The 18,429-nt window shown below is 60.6% G+C and carries 18 protein-coding genes and 1 riboswitch; of the genes, 16 read left to right on the top strand and 2 right to left on the bottom strand.

Going from position 1 to position 18,429, the window contains the following annotated elements:
* Positions 1–19 precede the first annotated feature (19 nt).
* The 4 genes from AC1DUP_RS19765 to AC1DUP_RS19750 all read left to right on the top strand — a co-directional run bounded on the left by AC1DUP_RS19765 (position 20) and on the right by AC1DUP_RS19750 (position 3,793).
* On the top strand, positions 20–676 hold the full coding sequence (locus AC1DUP_RS19765; RefSeq protein WP_477833930.1) for a thiamine diphosphokinase: 657 nt from the start codon (positions 20–22) through the stop codon (positions 674–676).
* A gap of 3 nt (positions 677–679) precedes the next feature.
* A complete protein-coding gene (locus AC1DUP_RS19760; RefSeq protein ID WP_477833928.1) occupies positions 680–2,494 on the top strand; it encodes an ABC-F family ATP-binding cassette domain-containing protein in 1,815 nt (604 codons plus the stop codon).
* 104 nt (positions 2,495–2,598) lie between these two features.
* The gene (locus AC1DUP_RS19755; protein WP_113299547.1) at positions 2,599–2,997 is read left to right on the top strand and encodes a VOC family protein; all 399 of its coding nucleotides are present in this window, start codon (positions 2,599–2,601) and stop codon (positions 2,995–2,997) included.
* 166 nt (positions 2,998–3,163) lie between these two features.
* Entirely contained in the window at positions 3,164–3,793 is a 630-nt protein-coding gene (locus AC1DUP_RS19750) for a DUF5666 domain-containing protein (RefSeq protein WP_113509306.1), read from the top strand.
* A 68-nt stretch (positions 3,794–3,861) separates the two neighbouring features.
* On the opposite strand, the gene AC1DUP_RS19745 is transcribed toward AC1DUP_RS19750, so the two are convergent.
* Positions 3,862–5,703: an ABC transporter ATP-binding protein/permease gene (locus AC1DUP_RS19745; protein ID WP_113308656.1), complete on the bottom strand. Its 1,842-nt coding sequence runs from the start codon at positions 5,701–5,703 to the stop codon at positions 3,862–3,864.
* A gap of 148 nt (positions 5,704–5,851) precedes the next feature.
* Positions 5,852–5,929: riboswitch (SAM riboswitch) on the top strand.
* A gap of 47 nt (positions 5,930–5,976) precedes the next feature.
* Between AC1DUP_RS19745 and metA the strand changes: the two genes are divergently transcribed.
* The 6 genes from metA (at position 5,977) to AC1DUP_RS19715 (ending at position 11,869) form a co-directional block, all read left to right on the top strand.
* Entirely contained in the window at positions 5,977–6,900 is a 924-nt protein-coding gene (gene metA / locus AC1DUP_RS19740; protein ID WP_115036093.1) for a homoserine O-acetyltransferase MetA, read from the top strand.
* Positions 6,901–7,039: 139 nt separating this feature from the next.
* A complete protein-coding gene (locus AC1DUP_RS19735; RefSeq protein ID WP_477833925.1) occupies positions 7,040–8,062 on the top strand; it encodes an aldose epimerase family protein in 1,023 nt (340 codons plus the stop codon).
* 115 nt (positions 8,063–8,177) lie between these two features.
* A complete protein-coding gene (locus AC1DUP_RS19730; RefSeq protein ID WP_113299552.1) occupies positions 8,178–8,951 on the top strand; it encodes a GntR family transcriptional regulator in 774 nt (257 codons plus the stop codon).
* On the top strand, positions 8,948–9,979 hold the full coding sequence (locus tag AC1DUP_RS19725; protein WP_113308659.1) for an SIS domain-containing protein: 1,032 nt from the start codon (positions 8,948–8,950) through the stop codon (positions 9,977–9,979). Before AC1DUP_RS19730 ends, AC1DUP_RS19725 begins: the two co-directional genes overlap by 4 nt.
* Positions 9,979–11,130, top strand: a complete 1,152-nt coding sequence (gene nagA / locus AC1DUP_RS19720) for an N-acetylglucosamine-6-phosphate deacetylase (protein ID WP_113308660.1) — start codon at positions 9,979–9,981, stop codon at positions 11,128–11,130. Before AC1DUP_RS19725 ends, nagA begins: the two co-directional genes overlap by 1 nt.
* A gap of 10 nt (positions 11,131–11,140) precedes the next feature.
* Complete coding sequence (locus tag AC1DUP_RS19715) at positions 11,141–11,869, top strand: SIS domain-containing protein (RefSeq protein ID WP_113308661.1); 729 nt, start codon at positions 11,141–11,143, stop codon at positions 11,867–11,869.
* Between the two features lie 142 nt (positions 11,870–12,011).
* Here AC1DUP_RS19715 and efp read toward each other — a convergent pair whose 3' ends face one another.
* Positions 12,012–12,581 carry an elongation factor P gene (efp, locus tag AC1DUP_RS19710; protein WP_113299556.1) on the bottom strand — a complete coding sequence of 190 codons (570 nt, stop codon included), beginning with the start codon at positions 12,579–12,581 and terminating at the stop codon, positions 12,012–12,014.
* A gap of 150 nt (positions 12,582–12,731) precedes the next feature.
* On the opposite strand from efp, the gene epmA reads away from it, so the two are divergent.
* The 6 genes from epmA (at position 12,732) to AC1DUP_RS19680 (ending at position 18,426) form a co-directional block, all read left to right on the top strand.
* Positions 12,732–13,796, top strand: a complete 1,065-nt coding sequence (gene epmA, locus AC1DUP_RS19705; RefSeq protein WP_477833921.1) for an EF-P lysine aminoacylase EpmA — start codon at positions 12,732–12,734, stop codon at positions 13,794–13,796.
* Positions 13,793–14,845, top strand: coding sequence for a lysine-2,3-aminomutase-like protein (locus tag AC1DUP_RS19700; RefSeq protein WP_477833919.1), 1,053 nt, complete (start codon positions 13,793–13,795; stop codon positions 14,843–14,845). The genes epmA and AC1DUP_RS19700 overlap by 4 nt, the downstream gene beginning before the upstream one ends.
* A 264-nt stretch (positions 14,846–15,109) precedes the next feature.
* A complete protein-coding gene (locus AC1DUP_RS19695) occupies positions 15,110–15,361 on the top strand; it encodes an acyl carrier protein (protein ID WP_113299559.1) in 252 nt (83 codons plus the stop codon).
* On the top strand, positions 15,361–16,542 hold the full coding sequence (locus AC1DUP_RS19690) for an acyl-CoA dehydrogenase family protein (RefSeq protein ID WP_113308664.1): 1,182 nt from the start codon (positions 15,361–15,363) through the stop codon (positions 16,540–16,542). The genes AC1DUP_RS19695 and AC1DUP_RS19690 overlap by 1 nt, the downstream gene beginning before the upstream one ends.
* A gap of 4 nt (positions 16,543–16,546) precedes the next feature.
* Positions 16,547–17,455: an amino acid--[acyl-carrier-protein] ligase gene (locus AC1DUP_RS19685; protein WP_113299561.1), complete on the top strand. Its 909-nt coding sequence runs from the start codon at positions 16,547–16,549 to the stop codon at positions 17,453–17,455.
* Entirely contained in the window at positions 17,446–18,426 is a 981-nt protein-coding gene (locus AC1DUP_RS19680) for a DUF1839 family protein (protein ID WP_477833916.1), read from the top strand. The genes AC1DUP_RS19685 and AC1DUP_RS19680 overlap by 10 nt, the downstream gene beginning before the upstream one ends.
* Positions 18,427–18,429 lie beyond the last annotated feature (3 nt).

The raw sequence follows: 18,429 nt of genomic DNA, 5'->3' as shown, positions 1-18,429 counted from the left end.
CTCGTTTGCGCTATGGGCAATGCCCATGAGCCAATCCACCTTCACTATCCTGCTCGGCGGGGCACTCAGCCTGACGGATCGTCTGCGCGACGCCGTGCGGAACAGCCGGTTCATCGCGGCCGACGGCGGCATGCGCCACGCAGCGGCGCTGGGCGTGGTGCCGGAATTGTGGGTCGGCGATTTCGATTCGACGCCCCCCGATCTCCACGGTGCTTTCCCCGACGTGCCGCGCCAGCCCTATCCGGCAGCAAAGGCTGCGACGGATGGTGAAATTGCCGTTACAGAGGCGATCGAGCGTGGCGCCAAGCGCCTGATCCTTGCGGGTGCGCTTGGCGGCGAACGGTCCGACCACGCCCTGCAGCATCTGCTCTACGCCATGGAGCTGGCGGAAGAAGGCTTCGACATGCTGCTGACCTCAGGAAGCGAGGAGGCCGTGCCTCTGCTTCCGGGCTCACTGGAGATCGATCTTCCGCCGGGCAGCCTGTTTTCGGTGCCGGGCTTCAGCGAGCTGCGCGGCCTGTTCATCGAAAATGCTCGCTATCCGCTCGCCGACTTCCATTTGCCCTTCGGCTCGTCGCGCACCATTTCCAATGTGGCGGAAGGCCCCGTGCGCTTCTCGCTTGCCAGCGGCAGAGCCATCGTGCTCGCGCGGCCCTATGATCTTTCCGGAGTCTGATTCTTGGCGCCTCCCATTCTGAAACTCGACGATATCTTCCTGAGCTTCGGCGGTGCACCGCTTCTGGCGGGCGCAGCCTTGCAGGTGGAGTCCGGTGACAAGATCTGTCTCGTGGGCCGCAACGGCTCGGGCAAATCGACACTTCTGAAGATCGCAGCCGGCCTCGTCGACGCGCAGTCAGGTGAGGTCTTCCGCCATCCATCGGCCACGGTGCGCTATCTGGAGCAGGCGCCGGATTTTGGCGGCTTCGAGACCGTGCAGGCCTATGCCGAAGCCGGACTCGGGCCGGGCGACGATCCCTATCGGGTCACCTACCTGCTTTCGCATCTGGGGCTGACCGGCGAGGAGAACCCTGGGAATCTTTCGGGCGGCGAGGCGCGCCGCGCAGCGCTTGCGCGCGTGCTGGCGCCGGAGCCCGACATCCTGCTGCTCGACGAGCCAACCAACCATCTCGACCTGCCGACGATCGAGTGGCTGGAAAGCGAATTGCAGAAGACGCGCAGCGCGCTGGTGCTGATCTCGCACGACCGCCGCTTCCTCGAAAAAGTCTCGACGGCGACCGTCTGGCTGGACCGCGGCACATCTCGCCGGCTCGACAGGGGCTTTGCGTTTTTCGAGGCGTGGCGGGACCAGGTGCTGGAGGCGGAAGAGCTGGAGCAGCACAAGCTCGGCAAGGCGATCGAGCGTGAGGAGCACTGGCTGCGTTATGGCGTGACGGCACGACGCAAGCGCAATATGCGCCGGCTCGGCGAGCTGCAGACGATGCGTTCGCAATATCGTGGCCACAAGGGTCCGCAGGGAACGGTACAGGCAAGCGCTTCCGATGCGCAGGAATCCGGCAAGCTGGTGATCGAGGCGGACAAGATCACCAAGAGCTATGACCACAGGCCGATCGTCGCACCGTTTTCGATCCGCGTGCATCGCGGCGACTGTATCGGTCTCGTCGGCCCGAACGGCGCCGGCAAGACGACGCTTTTGAAGATGCTGACCGGCCAGCTTGCGCCCGACAGCGGCACGGTGAAGCTCGGCACCAATCTCGATATCGCTACCCTCGACCAGAAGCGCGAGGACCTGAATCTGGAGGATACGCTTGCCAACTATCTGACGGATGGGCGTGGCGAGAACTTGCTCGTCAATGGCGAGCAGCGGCATGTGACCGGCTACATGAAGGAATTCCTCTTCCAGCCGGAGCAGGCGCGCACGCCGATCAAGAACCTCTCCGGCGGCGAACGCGCCCGGCTGATGCTGGCGCGCATCCTGTCACGGCCGGCGAACCTGCTCATTCTCGACGAACCGACCAACGACCTCGACATCGAGACGCTGGATCTCCTGCAGGAAATCGTCACGGGCTTTGCCGGCACCGTCATCCTCGTCAGCCACGACCGCGATTTTCTCGACCGGACGGTGACCTCGACGATCGCGCCTGCCGATCCGGAAACGCCGGATGGGCGCTGGATCGAATATGCCGGCGGCTATTCCGACATGCTGGCGCAGCGCAAGGGTGCGGCCGAGGAGCGCCGCAGGGCCGAGAAAGCGGAAAGACCGAAGACGCAGGAGGCTGCCGCACCCTCTGTCTCGAAGGTAAAGCTCTCCTACAAGCAGAAATTCGCACTCGAAAACCTGCCGAAGGAAATGGCCAACGCGGAAACCGAGATCGCCAGGCGCGAGCAGAAGATGGCCGATCCGAACCTCTTCACCAAAGACCCAGCAACCTTCAACCGGCTGGCATCGGAGATGGAGAAGCTGCGCGAAAGCCTGACCAAGATGGAAGAGGAATGGCTGGAACTCGAAATGCTGCGCGAGGAGCTGGAAGGCTGATCCGATAAAAAATTCCTGAAGTGTCGGATCGCGTAGGTTTTCTCCGTCCTTGGGCCGAACGTGATCAACGGCATGGTGCCGCCACGTCATAAGGGAGACTTTTCATGCGCATGATTTTCGTGAACTTGCCGGTCAAGGACCTCGTCAGGTCGAAGGAATTCTTCGCGGCGCTCGGCTTTTCTTACAATCCGAATTTTACCACCGACGATGCAGCCTGCATGATCGTCGAGGAAAATATTTATGTGATGCTGCTGACCCACGGCCATTTCCAGCAATTCATCGAGGGCGATATCGCCGATACATCCAAGGGCAAGGAAGTGTTGACCTGCCTTTCGGCCGGCAGCCGCGCCGAGGTGGATGACTACCTCAAGAAGGCGCTGGCGGCGGGCGGCAAGCCTTGGAAGCCGATCCTCGATATGGGTCCGATGTATGGATGCAGCTTCCAGGACCTCGACGGCCATGTCTGGGAAATCATGTACATGGATATGTCTGCTGCTGGCTGAGCCAGTCTTTTCAAAGATCTTTTGCGGACTTCCGGTGCCCGGGATCGGGTTGCCGGGGTCCGCTTTCCTCACTTTTCCTTGATTCGCCCACGCCGCGTCATGCGGCATAGAGTGGCACTCCGGCAGCCGGGGATCGTGCCGACCAATGGCTACAAGGAAGAGTCACATGTCTCGCAAACCCTATACCGGTATATTCATGGCGCTTGCCGCCAGCAGTCTCGTCGTGCTCGGCCTTTCGCAGGCGGCGGGTGCGCAGGAAAACCAGCGCGTGCGCGTGCGTGGCACGATCGAGAGCCTCAACGGTGACACGCTGACGGTCAAGACCCGCGAGGGCAGCGATGCGACGGTGGCGCTTAAGTCTGGTTGGAAGGTCGCGGGTATCAGGAATGCGTCCGTCGATGACATCAAGGTCGGCGATTTTGTCGGCGTCGCCTCCTTGCCGAAAGGCACGGGTCCCGATGGCGCGATCGAAGTGCTGATTTTCCCGGCCGCGATGAAGGGCACCGGCGAAGGCAGCCGTCCATGGGATGTGCAGCCGAACAGCTCGATGACGAATGCGACCGTCAGCAATGCGGTCAAGGCCGTCGACGGCCACACGATCACGCTCACCTATCAAGGCAAGGAAAAGACCATCTCGATTGCCGAGGGTACGCCCATCGTCACCTTTGCGCCGGCAACGAAAGGCGACTTGAAGCCTGGCGCCGGCGTGATCGTCATGGCGGAAAGGGCAGCAGACGGCAGCATCTCGGCCGCGCAGGTCGCTGTCGGCATCAACGGCGTGATGCCACCTATGTAAGATTTCTTAGAGCTTTGTTTTCACGCATGCCGGACGCAAAACCGCTACACATCGTTGCTGGAATTGCTCTAGAGCGCCGGGGCGGCAGCTGCCGCGGCGCTTGATCCGGGAACCGAAGTTGCCGATTCTTCGTCCGATTTCGAGGGCAGTGCCTGCAGGTGCAGGGTGCGCGGGTGCAGCGCTTCCAGATAGGTTTCCGAGCGGCCGATATAGATCATGCCGGTGTCCGGCATGGTGGCGAGCAGCTTCGTCATCGTGCGCTGCCATTCCGGCTCCATGCCTTCGAGCACTTCATCGAAAACGGCCCAGCGCGGCTTGACGAGAAGCAGGCGAGCAAAGCCGATGGCCTTTTGCTCATCGGCATCGAGAAGCTTGTCCCAGCGCGCGCGGCTGTCGAGGCGGGCGATCAGCGAATGCAGGCCGGCAGCCTCAAGTGCGGCCTCGACGGTCGCCTTGTCATAGGCCTCGGGTTTTTGGGGGAAGGAAATTGCCTCGCGCAGCGTGCCGCCCGGCACGTAGGCGACCTGCGGGATGAACAGCATGTCGGCAATGGGCGGTAGGCCCATTGTGCCTTTGCCACAGGGCCAGAGGCCGGCCATGGCCTGGAAGAGCAGGCGGCGGTTCACGCTGTGATCGCCGTTGATCATGACTTTTTCGCCGGCCTTGATCGTCACATCCGCCTCGCGCATCCGGAAGCCGCCGCAATCCTCGATGTCTTCGCCAAGCTTGGCGAGGATGACGACATTCTTCAGCGTCAGCGTATCCGGCGCGGTTTCCTCATAAACGATGGTGTCTTTCAGATCGAAGCCATCGTCCATCTCCAGCAACGCCTGACGGAAATCGGTGACGCGCATCAGCGTGGCGCGCCATTCGGCAATCGGGCCGAAGTTGGCGACGTACCAGCGCAGCGCCGTATTGACCTGATTGAAGGCGCCGACCGACATCATCAACTGGCCGAAGGTCAGCCCGCCAGAAAAATAGGCTGGGGCTGCGACGATAATCGGGATGACGATGACCAGCCAGCCGTACCCTGCCGAAACCCAGGTCAGGTTGGTATTGGCAATGGCCAGCCGCTTGATGACGGCAAGAACATTGGTGATATCGCCGTTGATGCGCTTGCGCTCATTCTCCTCACCGCGCGCCACTGTGATCGCCGGCATGTTCTCATTGGCATGCATCAGCGCGAAGCGCAGTTCGGCCTCCTTCGAGAACCGGTCGGCATTGAGTTTGACGAGCTTGCGGCCGACGACCTGGCTCAATAGCGAGGCTGATGCGGCGTAGAAGATTGCTGCCCAGACCATATAGCCGGGAATGGTGAAGTTATAGCCGCTGATATGGAAGATGAAGCCGCTCGAAAGCTCCCATAGCACGCCGATGAAGCTGACGAGCAGGATGGTCGACTGCAGCAGTCCGAGCACAAGGCCGGTCGTGCTTTCCGCCAGATTCCGCGAATCCTCATGCAGGCGTTGGTCGGGATTTACGCCGATGATGCCGATGGTGGAAAGCTTCAGGGCGCGTTTGCGCTTCAGCCATTGATCGACGAGATCGCGGGAGAGACCTTCGCGCATATAAAGCGCGGTCATCTGGTTCAGCCAGGCCTGCAACACGTTGAGCAGCAGCAGAGCGCCGGCAATCATCGCGAAGACTTCGAGCTGCTTGAAGAATTCGCCGAGGTCACGGCGCTCGAGGGAATCATAGAAGGGCGCATTCCACTCATTGAGGATCACCTGTCCATAGGCGGTTGCCAGGATGATGACGACAAGCGTTATCGCAAGCAGCAGCACCCTGCCGCGAACCTCAGAATTCCAGAATGCGGAGAACATCACTCCAAGTCGATATGTCAGGCTGAGATCATACCCTACCCGGTCCTGACTCTGGATGCCCCTCCCCCTTTCAACGTCATTTGCCATTACAACTTTCCAAATCCGCCCATCCTTACATTAATAACATGGGGGCGTTACTGGTCCATCAACAGATTCCACCACCCATAAAGAAAGCGTGATGGCTTTTGCAGCTATCTGCATTGACAGTTGATTCGCAGCGAGACTGGCGCTATTTAAGGTGCCTCGTGGTGATTTGGCCGGCCGGCTTGCAGCCACGTTAAATAAATCGCTAAAGGGCCGCGTGCGGACCGGTAGCGATTCTTTCGCCGCCGGTTTTTTATTTTGATCGAGTTGACCGCAATGCCCATCAAGATCCCCGACACGCTGCCCGCCTTCGAAACCCTCGTGAACGAGGGCGTGCGGGTGATGACCGAAACGGTGGCGATCCGCCAGGATATCCGTCCCTTGCAGATCGGGCTGCTCAACCTCATGCCGAACAAGATCAAGACCGAGGTGCAGATGGCGCGCCTTGTGGGCGCGTCGCCGCTGCAGGTGGAATTCTCGCTGATCCGCGTCGGCAACCACAAGGCCAAGAATACGTCTGAAGAACATCTGCTCGCCTTCTACCAGACCTGGGAGGAAGTGAAGCACCGCAAGTTTGACGGTTTCATCATCACGGGCGCGCCGATCGAGACGCTGCCCTACGAGGATGTTACCTATTGGAAGGAAATGCAGCAGATTTTCGACTGGACCCAGACGAATGTGCATTCGACCATGAATGTCTGCTGGGGTGCGATGGCGGGGATCTATCATTTTCACGGCGTGCCGAAATATGAGCTGAAGGAAAAGGCCTTCGGCGTTTACCGCCACAGCAATCTCAAGCCCTCATCTGTCTATCTCAATGGTTTCTCTGATAATTTCGAGGTTCCTGTGTCGCGCTGGACCGAGGTGCGCCGGGCCGACATCGAGAAGGTCGATGGTCTTGAGATCCTGATGGAATCCAGCGAGATGGGCGTCTGTCTCGTGCACGAGGCGAAGGGCCGGCGGCTCTATATCTTCAACCATGTCGAATATGATTCCACATCGCTTTCGGACGAATATTTCCGCGACGTGAATGCCGGCGTGCCGATCAAGATGCCGCACAACTACTTCCCGCATAACGATTCCACGCTTGCGCCACAGAACCGCTGGCGCAGCCACGCGCATTTGCTTTTCGGCAACTGGATCAACGAGATTTACCAGACGACGTCCTACGATATCGAAGAGATCGGCTCGGACATCTGAGCGTCATCGGGCGGGCCTACAAATAACGCCGTCGCATTTCTGCGACGGCGTTTTGTTTTCCGGTTTGCCCGGTTGCGGTTTGCAGGAAATGGGGGCAGGTTCCGGTTTCTGGATCCTAGGGATGGAGTGAGCGTCGATCATGGCGGACAAGTTGGAACGGGAAGTTTTCGGACAGACGAAGGACGGCGAGACCGTCCATCGCGTCGTCATCCGCGGCGGCGGATTGACGGTCAAGGTGTTGAGCTGGGGTGCAGTCATCCAGGATATCAGGTTGGAGGGCCATGACTCACCGCTGGTGCTCGGCTTCGAGGATTTCGCAAGCTATCTCGCTCATTCTCCTTTCTTCGGCGCGACGCCGGGACGCTGTGCCAACCGTATTGGCGACGGCAAGTTCACGCTCGACGGCAAGGACTACCAGCTCGAACTCAACGAGAAGGGCGTCACACATCTTCACGGCGGCAGCAATAATATCGGCACGCTTGTCTGGACGGTCGTCGAGCACGAGTCCGACCGCGTGGTGCTGAAGATCGTCGATCCCGATGGCCGTGCCGGTTATCCGGGCAACTGCACGATCCAGGCGACCTATCGCGTGCATGGCGATGGCGAGCTTTCTGTCACCTACGAGACGACAACTGACCAGCCGACGATCGCCAATGTCTGTCAGCATTCCTATTTCAATCTCGATGGCCGGGAGGATGCGCTGGCGCACGACATCATGATCGCCGCCGATCACTATCTGCCGACCAATGAAAGGCAGATACCGACCGGCGAGATCCGCTCCGTCGAGGGCACCGCATTCGATTTCCGTGCGATGGCGCCGATGAAGCGTTTTGCCGGTCAAGAGCAAGCGCTCTACGACCACAATTTCTGCTTTTCGAGCGAGCGCACAGCCAAGCGCTCCGTCGTACTTGCGCGCAGCCTGCATTCCGGCGTGTCGCTGGAAGTGCGTACGACAGAGCCGGGCGTGCAGTTCTATGCCGGCTTCAAGCTCGGCGTGCCGGTGCCGGGTCTCGATGGCCGCAGATACAGTCCCTTCGCCGGCTTCTGCCTGGAAACGCAGATCTGGCCCGACGCCATCAATCACCAGGACTTTCCGAACGCGGTATTGCGTCCCGGTGAAGTGCTGCGCCAGGAAACGGATTATATCTTTACGAAGAACTGAGTTCGTATTTCCTGTCCTGATTAATGAGACCCTCTCGGCCAACCGCGAGGGTTTTTTCTTTGGTGAAGCGAATCTGGCTTGCCGATTGGTTCTAAATAGGTTCTATTGTGTATCCATGGATAGAACCAGTCTGATAGCGGAACTGAATGGCCGTGGGCTGCGCGATGAGGCGGCAACGGGACCGCTTTACAAGCGGCTGGCGCAGGGCCTCACCGGCCTCATTCAGGAGGGTCTCTTGAAGCCCGGCACGGCGCTGCCCGGCGAACGCGATCTGGCGGAAGCTCTGAAACTCGGCCGCGTCACTGTGCGAACAGCCTATCGGGATCTCATGACATCGGGTGCGCTTGAATCCCGGCACGGCAGCGGCACCTTCGTTTCCAGCAAGGTCGAGCGTATGGAGCAGTCGCTGTGGCGACTTTCCTCCTTCTCGGCGGACATGCGTTCACGCGGGCGCTCGCCGGCGGCACAGATCCTGTCGCGCACCATCAACAGCCCATCTCCGGAAGAGTCCTTCCTGCTCGGCCTCAGTGTCGACGAGCCGGTGCTGCGGCTCGACCGCCTTCGTTTGGCCGACGGGCTGCCACTCGCCATCGAACGCGCCGTCGTTCCGGTCAAGTTTCTTGGCGACAATGCCGGCGGCGAAGGCTCGCTCTACGATGCGCTTGCGCAGAGCGGCCACAAGCCGGTGCGCGCCATGCAGCGATTGACGGCCGTCACGCTCGATCCCTCTTCGGCCGCTATTCTTGATGTCAAGGCCGGTGCGCCTGCGCTTCTGATCGAGCGCGTATCGCGCCTGGAAGACCAGCGTGTCGTTGAATACACCCGCTCGCATTATCGTGGCGACGCCTATGATTTCGTCGCCGAACTGAGAATTGGAGATGACCTATGAGTGAGAACCAGTCGTTGATGCTGCAGGAAGCGGGCCAGTCGCCCGAAGTGGTCGCCGCCTTGCTCGAAAAGGAAAAGCCGGTTTTTGCCGAAATCGCCCGGCTGTTTTCGTCCGCCCGTCCGAGCGTCGTGACGACGGCGGCGCGGGGCTCTTCCGACCATGCAGCGACCTTCTTCAAATATCTCTTCGAGATCACTTGCGGCGTGCCGGTCGCCTCGATCGGCCCTTCGATCGCCTCGGTCTATGGCGCTTCCCTACATCTGAAGGGTGGCATCCACTTCACCGTTTCCCAGTCGGGCGCCAGTCCCGATATCGTGGCACTGCAGGAAGCGGCCAAGAAGGGCGGAGCGACGACGATCGCCGTCGTCAACGTCACCGACAGCCCGCTCGCCAAGCAGGCCGATATCGTTCTCGGCCTCAATGCCGGTGCCGAAAAGAGCGTTGCCGCGACCAAGTCCTTCATCGCATCGGTTGCCGCCCTTGCCGGTGTCACTGCTGCGATCGGCGGCAAGGCCGATCTGCAGGCCGCTATCGAGAAGCTGCCGGCCGCTTTGTCTGCGACATCGGGCATCGATACTGCTGCTGCCGAGGGTGTTCTGTTCAGCGCCGCATCGCTTTACACAGGCGGCCGCGGCACGGCTTTCGCCATTGCTCTTGAAGCGGCGCTGAAGGCTAAGGAAACCGCAGGTCTTCATGCCGAGGCCTTCTCGCTTGCCGAACTGATGCATGGCCCGATGCGCCTCGTGCAGCCGGGCTTCCCGATCGTCGGTTTCGTGCCTGAAGATGCTGCTTTCGACAATAATGTGAAGGCACTGGATCGGCTGCAGAAACTTGGCGCCACGACCGTGCCCTTCTCCACAAAGCCGCTTGCCGGCGTCAACCTGCAGGTTCCGACGACCGGCAACGGCCTCGTCGATCCCCTGGTCTCGCTGCTCGTCTATTACCGCCTGATCGAGTCGGTCACCCGCCGTAAGGGCTTCGATCCGGACAAGCCGGCAAACCTGCTCAAGGTGACGGAGACCGTCTGATGAGCCGCAAGATCTTCACGGGCGCCCGTATCTTCGACGGAGAGCGCTTTCATGACGAGCGGGCGCTGATCGTCAAGGACGGACGCGTCGAGGCGATCGTCGGCCTGAATAAGCTGCCCGAGGGCGAAGTCGTGACGCTTGATGGAGGCGTGCTGTCTGCTGGCTTCGTCGATGCGCAGGTCAACGGCGGGGGTGGTCGTATGCTGAACGACGACCCATCGCCGGTTTCCATGTACATGATCGCCGATGGACATCGGCCATACGGCACGACGGCACTGCTGCCGACGCTGATCACCGACACGGCCGAGGCAACGGCAACAGCGATCGAGGCGGCCAAGGTTGCGGTGAAGACGAACCGCGGTGTTGCCGGCCTGCATCTGGAAGGCCCGCATCTGGCGCCGGCGCGCAAGGGCGCGCATCTCGCCGAGCTCATGCGGCCGGTCGAGGACAAGGACGTCAAGGCCTTCATCGCTGCGCGCGAGGCGATCGGCACGTTGCTCGTCACCATGGCGGCGGAACAGGTAACGGTTTCGCAGGTGCGCGAACTCAGCGAAGCCGGCGTCATCGTCAGCATCGGCCATTCCGACAGCACGAGCGAAGCGGCGGAAGCTCGTTTCGATGCCGGTGCCCGGGGAGTGACACATCTCTTCAACGCCATGAGTCAGCTGGCGCATCGCGCGCCAGGGCTCGTCGGGGCGGCGATCGATCATCCGGCGGTCTGGTGCGGCATCATCGCCGATGGTCACCATGTCGATCCGAAGGCATTGCGCACGGCGTTGCACGCTAAGCGTGGCGAGGGCAAGCTTTTCTTCGTAACCGACGCCATGTCGCTCGTCGGCTCGGAGAAGGACACGTTCATGCTCAATGGCCGCACCGTGCGACGCGAAAGGGGCGGTTTCTGTTCCAAACTCGTGCTTTCGGACGGCACGCTGGCAGGCTCGGATGTCGATATGGCTTCGACGATCCGCTACGGCGTCACCTATCTGGAACTGACGCTTGCTGAAGCGCTCAGGATGGCGACGCTCTATCCGGCGCGGTTCCTGCGGCTTGCCGATCGCGGCCACCTTTCGCCGGGCGCGCGCGCCGATCTCGTGCATTTCACCGATGCGATCGATGTGACGGCGACCTGGCTCAACGGCGAAGCGGCTTAGGGAGCGGCGGATGAGCGACATTACGGACGCCTATTTCGCCAATCTCATCGGCCGGCTGGAGGAGCTGAAACAGGCCCTTGCGGAGCCGATGGCGCAGGCCGCTGCCGTGATACTCGAGGCTGCCCGTGGCGACAAGCGCGTCTATGTCTTCGGCACCGGCCATTCGCATATGCTGGCGGAAGAAGTTCACTATCGAGCTGGCGGGCTCGCCTTCACGGTGCCGGTCCTGGTCGGTTCGGCGATGCTGCATGAGGGTGCGGTCATCAGTTCGGTCTATGAACGCACGCAGGGTCTGGTACGGCCGATGCTGGAGCGTTACGGCATGCAGCCGGGCGACGTCATCATCATCGCCTCGAATTCGGGCGTGAATGCCGCGCCGATCGAGGCGGCCGACTATGCGCGAGAGATCGGCGTCAAGGTGATCGCCATCACATCGATTGCCTATTCGACAGCGATCGCCAATGGCCGCCGGCGGTTGGCCGATGTCGCAGATGTGGTGCTCGACAACGGATTGCCGCCGGGCGACGCCGTTCTCGATCTGGATGGCACCGGCCTCCGGGTCGGGCCGGTCTCGACGGCGGTCGGGGTGACGGTCATCAACGCTATCTTCGCGGACGTCGCCTCCGAGCTTTCCAAGTCCGGCGATGCGCCGGTCTATCTTAGCGCCAACATGCCGGGTGCTGCGGAGATCAACCAGAAACTGGTGAAGAAATACCGGCCGCGCAATCCTCATCTCTGAGTACGGAGGCCGGCGTTTTTCCGGCCTTTCTCTATATGGCCACGGGCGCCGTCAGGGCGATCGTGCCCTTGGAAGCAGACGTCAAATGAAAACGGCCCGAAGCGGGTGCTCCAGGCCGTTGGAATGTCTGGAACTGATGCGCTCAGTTCTTGGCGCGCTCGACGTAGGAATTGTCTTCCGTCGCGATGACGACGCGGGTGCCGGCGTCGATATGGGGCGGAACCAAAGTGCGGATGCCGTTCGACAGGATCGCCGGCTTGTAGGAGGAGGAGGCCGTCTGGCCCTTCACGACCGGCTCGGTCTCGACGATCTCGAGGGTGACGTGGCGCGGCAGATCGAGCGCCAGCGGAATGCCTTCGTGGATCGACAGGATGCAGGTCATGCCTTCCTGGAGGTAGGCCTTCTGGTCGCCCATAGTGTCAACGTCGACGACGACCTGGTCATAGGTGGCCGGGTTCATGAAGTGGAAGCCTTCGCCATCTTCATAAAGGTACTGGAAGTTGACGTCTTCGACGAAGGCGCGCTCGACCTGCTCGGTGGTGCGCCAACGCTCGGAAACCTTCACACCGTCGACGATGCGGCGCATGTCGACCTGGGTGACCGGCGTGCCTTTGCCCGGGTGGAAATTCTGAGCCGTGAGAACGACGTAGAGCTTGCCGTCGACATCGAGAACGTTGCCCTTGCGGACCGAAGAGGCGATGACCTTGACCATAAGACTTCCTTGTAAGTCGGCTTTCGGCGTCGTAGAGGACAGTCGGAATGGCCCTGAAGACGCAAAATGTTTTTCTTTCGGGGCGCACTAACCTAAAATCGCAGAAATAGCCACCCCCATACCGGCTGAATCCGGCGAGGAAAGCGCTGAATGAACCTCACGAGCGCCAAAGCGTCTCCCTGGTGGACCCCCGCCGTACACGCCGATCGCCGTCCGTTCCTCATGGGGCGCAACGCGATCCAGGCAGCGTTGCGCGGCTACTTCGCGCGTGAGGATTTCATTGAGGTCGATACCGCCACGCTGCAGGTCTCTCCGGGCAATGAGGCGCATCTGCATGCCTTTGCCACACAGGCCCTGACGACAGATGGACAGGCTGCACCCTTCTACCTGCACACGTCGCCGGAATTTGCCTGCAAGAAGCTCTTGGCCGCTGGTGAAGAACGCATCGTCTGCTTCGCACATGTCTATCGCAACCGCGAGCGTGGGCCGCTCCATCATCCTGAGTTCACCATGCTCGAATGGTATCGTGCGGGCGAAAGCTATGAGAGCCTGATGATGGATTGCGTGCGCATGCTGGCGCTCGCCGCCGAAACGATTGGAACCACAACGCTCACCTATCGTGGCGCCGAGTGCGATCCCTTCGCCGGGCCGGAGCGTCTCAGCGTTGCAGAAGCGTTCGGGCGCCACGCCGGCATCGATCTTCTGGCTTCTGTGTCTGCTGACGGCTCGACCGATCGCGAACATCTCGCTGCCGAAATGGGGCGGGTCGGCATGCGCGTTGCCGATGACGACCATTGGGCCGATCTTTTCAGCCGGGTGCTGGTGGAGAAGGTCGAACCGCATCTCGGCTTCGGCCGCGTCACTATTCTCGATGAATATCCGGTTTCCGAAGCCGCGCTTGCGCGGCCGTCGGCGCGCGATCCCCGCGTGGCGGAGCGGTTCGAACTTTATGCTTGCGGCGTCGAGCTTGCCAACGGCTTTGGCGAATTGACCAATGCCGCCGAGCAGCGGCGTCGTTTCGAGATCGAGATGGCGGAGAAGATGCGGGTCTATGGCGAGACCTATCCGCTCGACGAGGATTTTCTGGCCGCGCTGGCGATCATGCCGGAAGCAAGCGGCATCGCGCTCGGCTTCGACCGTCTGGCGATGCTGGCGACGGGTGCGTCGCGGATCGATCAGGTGCTCTGGGCGCCGGTCGCGGAGTACGGCCGATGAATATCATGCGTCCGATCAAGAGCGTGGACGATCTTGTCAGGGCCGGGCTGATCGAAGAAGCCGAACGGCTGGCGCTCGACGAGGTTGCCACGCGTTATGCCCTCACGCTGACGCCCGCTATGGCGCGGCTGATCGATCATGCCGATCCGGCTGACCCGATTGCCCGGCAATTCGTGCCCGATGCAGCGGAGCTCGTCACCACGCCGGAGGAACGGGCTGATCCCATAGGCGATCATGCCCACAGCCCGGTCGAGGGCATCGTGCATCGCTATCCCGACCGCGTGCTGCTGAAGGCCGTGCATGTCTGCCCGGTCTATTGCCGCTTCTGTTTCCGGCGGGAGATGGTCGGGCCGCAGGGGCTCGGCACTCTCGATGCAGCGGCGCTCACTGCCGCCTTCGACTATATCCGCGGGCATGGCGAAATCTGGGAAGTGATCCTGACGGGCGGCGATCCGCTGGTGCTTTCACCGCGGCGTCTTGGTGAGATTCTCAGCCGGCTTGCAGAGATCGAGCACGTGAAGATCGTGCGCTTCCATACGCGCGTGCCCGCCGTCGATCCGCAAAAGATCGATGCAGAGCTGATCGCGGCGCTGAAAGCGAGTGGCAAGACTGTCTATGTCGCGCTTCACGCCAACCATCCGCGGGAACTGACGGCGGAAGCACGCGCCGCCTGCGCCCGGCTGGTGGATGCCGGCATCGTCATGGTCAGCCAGTCGGTGCTCCTGAGGGGTGTCAACGATGATCCTGATATCCTGGCGGAATTGATGCGGGCCTTTGTCGAGACGCGTGTGAAACCCTATTATCTGCATCATCCGGATCTTGCGCCTGGCACCAGCCATTTCCGGCTGTCGATAGAGGAGGGGCAGAAGATCGTCGCCTCGCTTCGCGGCCGTATCTCCGGGCTCTGCCAGCCTACCTATATTCTCGATATTCCCGGCGGTTACGGCAAGGCGGTAATCGGCGAGAGCGCCGTGAAGACGACCGGGGAGGGCTGTTACTCGATCTCGGATTATCGCGGTGGCGAGCATTCCTATCCGCCTGCCGGTTAACGCAAAAGTGCGCGTTTGGCGTACCATTTCTGCACTCGGCACAGCCGCCGCCAGTTGCGGCCGCTCTGCTTAAACTATATCAAACTATTGATAGAAATTAAGTATTAGGCACCAGCCCGGCATGATTTGTAAAATGCCAAGTATGGGCGATAGTTATATTTAACTAATAACATTAGCGGAATGTTCTGTTTTCCGCACTAAAAGCACTCCCATGAAAAGGCGATGAATGCCGGCTCAGGATCATGAAAATCTGGAGTTAATGGGATGAACAAGACAATCCGCGACCTCGTAGCCAAATTCGGTAAGCTTCCTGTTTCGATTGATCAGGTTGCCGATGATGCGGATCTCTACACCGCGGGTCTGACGTCCTTTGCCTCGGTGCAGCTCATGCTCGGCATCGAAGAGGCATTCGACATCGAATTTCCGGATAATCTCCTGAACCGCAAGTCCTTTTCCAGCATTTCAGCGATCGCCAAGACGGTCGATCTCATCCAGGATAGCCGAAAGGTCGCCTGATGAACTTCCCGGTCAAGATCACGGAAGACAGCCTCGTCGCAAGGGCTGCCCGCGTCGCCGAAATTGCGGCAAGGCATGCGGATGCCGTCGATTTTGAGGGCCGGTTCCCGCAGGAAGCGGTAAACGCGATGAAGGCCGAGCGTCTGTTCGGCATCCAGATTCCCCGTCATCTCGGTGGCGAAGCCGCTTCCATTACCGATATTGCCGAATTGTGCTCGGTGCTCGGTCAGGCCTGCGCGGCAAGCGCGATGGTCTTCGCCATGCACCAGATCAAGCTTTCGAGCCTTGTCGAACATGGCGTCGACAGCGAATGGCATAGCGCCTTCATGCGCCGCATAGTCGCCGAACAGCTCCTCATCGCCTCCGCCACCACCGAGGGCGGGATCGGCGGCAATCTGCGCAACAGCATCTGCGCGATCGAAATCGACGGTGATACCTGCCGGCTGGAAAAGGACGCAACCGTCATTTCCTACGGTTCGCATGCCGATGCCATTCTCATCACCTCGCGCAGCCATTCGCAGGCCGCGTCTTCCGATCAGGTGCTGACAGCTTTCCTGAAAGACCAGTACACGATCGAAAAGACGCATGTCTGGAACACGCTCGGCATGCGCGGTACCTGCTCCGACGGCTTCCTCTTCAAGGGCGAGGCGCCGGCTGTACAGATCCTGCCGAAGCCTTTTGCTGAAATCGCTGCGCAGTCGATGCTGGCATCTTCACACCTGCTCTGGAGCGGTGTCTGGTACGGCATCGCGGTTGACGCCGTTTCCCGCGCTCAAGCATTCGTGCGTGCCGCCGCCCGCAAGTCTCCCGATGCCACGCCGCCCGGCGCGCTTCGTCTCGCAGAGGTCTCCAACCTTCTGCAGATGGTGAAGTCGAACGTCGTTGCCGGCCTCAAGGCCTATGAAGACGCCAAGGCTGACGGCGACAAGCTTTCTTCGATGGGTTTTGCCGTTGCAATGAACAACGTGAAGATCGCTTCTTCCGAAACGATCCTGGAAATCGTCAATCATACCATGCTGATCTGCGGCATCATGGGCTACAAGAACGGTACGCCCTTCAGCCTCGGACGCCATCTGCGCGATGCCCATTCCGCGCAACTCATGATCTCGAACGACCGCATCCTCGGCAATACGTCGAGCATGCTTCTTGTCCATAAGCAGGACACTAGCCTACTGGGGTAAAGCCATGGATATGCAGACCTCGTTTCTGGACCGGCTCTTCGAGTCCGGTCTGCTGATCGATACCGGCGTTGACGGTCTTTACGGCCGCAGTGGTCAGTTCGAAGACGTTATCGCCGCCTTTGAACGGCTGATCGATAAGTTCGGCGGCGCCGATGGCGCCGAGGCGATGCGTTTTCCGCCTGGCATGAACCGCGCACTCTTCGAAAAGAGCGGGTACATGAAGAGCTTTCCGCAGCTCGCCGGCACGGTGCACAGCTTCTGCGGCAGCGAGCTCGACCATATGAGCCTGTTGCAGTGCATGGAAGTCGGCGAGGACTGGACGAAGGACCAGAAGGCGACCGATATCGTGCTGACGCCGGCAGCCTGCTATCCGCTCTATCCGACTGTTGCCAAGCGCGGCAACCTGCCTGCCAAGGGCGGCCTCTTCGATCTGCAATCGTATTGTTTCCGCCATGAGCCTTCCAAGGATCCGGCTCGCCAGCAGCTCTTTCGCATGCGCGAATATGTCTGCATGGGCACCGAGCAACATGTGACCGATTTCCGACAGAGCTGGATGGATCGCGGCCTTGAAATGATGAAGCAGGTCGGGCTCGACGTTACGATCGACGTTGCCAACGACCCCTTTTTCGGCCGTGCCGGCAAAATGATGGTCAATAACCAGCGTGACCAGAACCTGAAGTTCGAACTGTTGATCCCGATCACATCGGCGGCAAATCCGACGGCCTGCATGAGCTTCAACTACCATCAGGACTCCTTCGGCGTGAAGTGGGGCCTGAACCTCGAAGACGGCAGCGTCGCCCATACCGCCTGCGTCGGCTTCGGCCTGGAGCGCATCGCGCTCGCGCTCTTCCATCACCACGGTCTTGACGTCAAGGAATGGCCGGCAAGTGTGCGGAAAGTCCTGTGGGGCTGAGCGGCACGATGACATCGGTCTTTGCGGGTATCGACCCTGATGCCTACAAGCCGCATGCGCTGCATTCCAACGAGCGCATGTGGCCGGAGACCAATTGCTATATCGATCTCTGGATCGAGGTTCTCTCGACCTTCGGCGTTGCGCCGGAAGCCATGCTCGGTTTCACGCTGACGCAGGATTTCGAGGGCGACCAGTTCACCTTCTTCAAGGTGCCGTTGGAGGATCTCGAAGCGCTCTACGGCATCCGCGCCACCGAGCTTGCGATCTACGACCGTATCGAGCGGCATGCCGAGGTGCAGATCGCCCGCGGGCGGCTCTGCCTCATCGAAATGGATTCCTTCTACATGCCGGATACGCGCGGCACCGCCTACCGGCAGGAGCACGGCAAGACCACGGTCGCGATCAACCGGCTGGATTTTGCCGGCAAGCGCGTCGACTACTTCCACAATGCCGGTTATTTCCGCATCGAAGGCGAGGATTTCGACGGGCTGTTCCAATCTCATCTGACGGACGAGGATGCGCCGTTCCTGCCCTATACGGAATTCGTCAAGTTCCCGGAACGCCCGGCTGGCGAAGCGCATCTGCGCGAGGTTTCCCGGCGTCTCCTTGCTTTCCATTTTCGTCGCCGCCCGAGCGCCAACCCGATCCGCGCTTTTGCCGAGGTCTTTCCGCTGCAGGTCGAAGCAGTGGCCGATCGGCCCTTCGGCTTCTTCCACAAATATGCCTTCAACACACTGCGGCAGGTGGGTGCGAATTTCGAACTTGCTGCCGATCATCTGACCTGGCTCTCAGCCGGCGAGTTTGGTGTTGCCGCTGAGGAGGCGCGCCGCATCTCGGAAGTGGCGAAGTCAGTTCAGTTCCAGCTTGCCCGCGCGGTCACCCGCCACAAGTTCGAGCCATTGAAAGCGGCACTTGATCCGGCAGCCGATGCATGGGATTCGATGATGGCATCGCTCGTGGAGCGAGTCTGAAGC

Source organism: Rhizobium sp. 01L419 (genome assembly GCF_056400025.1).
Note: the sequence above shows the minus strand (reverse complement) of the source record. Positions and strands in the feature narration are given on the sequence as shown.